This is a genomic window from Burkholderia sp. HI2714, from assembly GCF_002223085.1.
In the GTDB taxonomy this organism is placed as follows: Bacteria; Pseudomonadota; Gammaproteobacteria; order Burkholderiales; family Burkholderiaceae; genus Burkholderia; species Burkholderia lata_D.
Window position 1 is genome coordinate 1 of record NZ_NKFM01000157.1, and the last position, 1,074, is coordinate 1,074.

Here is a 1,074-nt window from a genome sequence, read left to right on the forward strand (position 1 = left end):
TCGCCATCGCTTCAAGCTTTGTACGTTCTTCCTGCGTCAGTTCCAGCGCTTTCAATGCCATCAGCTTCGTTGCTCGTCCCGTCCAGTTCGAACCATGATTGTAGAGACATTTCATGTCGAAGGCTTAGAATCAAAACCTATGGCAGTCGCACTTCAATCGGAGGGGTGAGTCTCGGAATCACCTCGGTCAAATCGAAGTGCAACGAAGACAATTCTATTCATGGAGTAAACATGAATTTTGATTTGATTATGAATTTTTTGGAAAAAGGCCACAGCATCCTTGTATGGGTTGCAGGGGGCGGTGTCCCCATTATGGGTTACTTGAAGTGGCGCGACGGGAATCAACGTTTCTCGCAGGGGCGTACGAAGCGTCTATTTGATTTGATGAAGAAAAAAAGGGACTGGCGCGCAATTCCATCTGGTGCCCTCCAGCTTGCGGTCAAAGACGCATTTGGAATCAATTTAAGCGGTGATGAGATTCGATTCGTATTTGAAAGGGATAGTGCTATTGAAATGTTTCGCACAATCGGACGCGCCGGACGATTCGTTAAATTCAGTCCAATCGAATCCAGCTATAAAGACAACCGTCCTGTCGCATGGCGGAAGTTTACATTCAAGCAGACCTTTCAGGTTCTTTTATTGTCTTCAATCGTATTCTACTTTATTACTACTTTTGCGCTGCCTCAATTAAAAATTTTCAATTCAGTGGTCACGGGAATATTGATTATTGTCAGTGCAATCGTCACATTTGTTTTAATGTACGCATCAATGGCAGCAGAGTCTGCGGGACAGCTACTGAATGTCGATGAATCGTACCCACTTCCCGCATAAGCCTTCGACATGAAATGTCTCTACAATCATGGTTCGAACTGGACGGGACGAGCAACGAAGCTGATGGCATTGAAAGCGCTGGAACTGACGCAGGAAGAACGTACAAAGCTTGAAGCGATGGCGAGAAGCCGTCGTGATTGGCGAATACGAGACCGGTCGCGGACGATTCTGATGTTCAGCGACGGCGTGCGAGCGAAAGAGATCGCCAGACGACAGGAACTGACGTTGGAGGCGGTGTATGAG

2 protein-coding genes are annotated in these 1,074 nt (G+C 47.1%); both read left to right on the plus strand.

Features of this window, described 5'->3' with window-relative positions:
• Positions 1-231 precede the first annotated feature (231 nt).
• Positions 232-831, plus strand: coding sequence for a hypothetical protein (locus CFB82_RS43055; protein ID WP_143751100.1), 600 nt, complete (start codon positions 232-234; stop codon positions 829-831).
• 9 nt (positions 832-840) lie between these two features.
• Positions 841-1,074: hypothetical protein (locus CFB82_RS43060; RefSeq protein ID WP_218829056.1), on the plus strand; the 234-nt coding region annotated here is incomplete at its 3' end.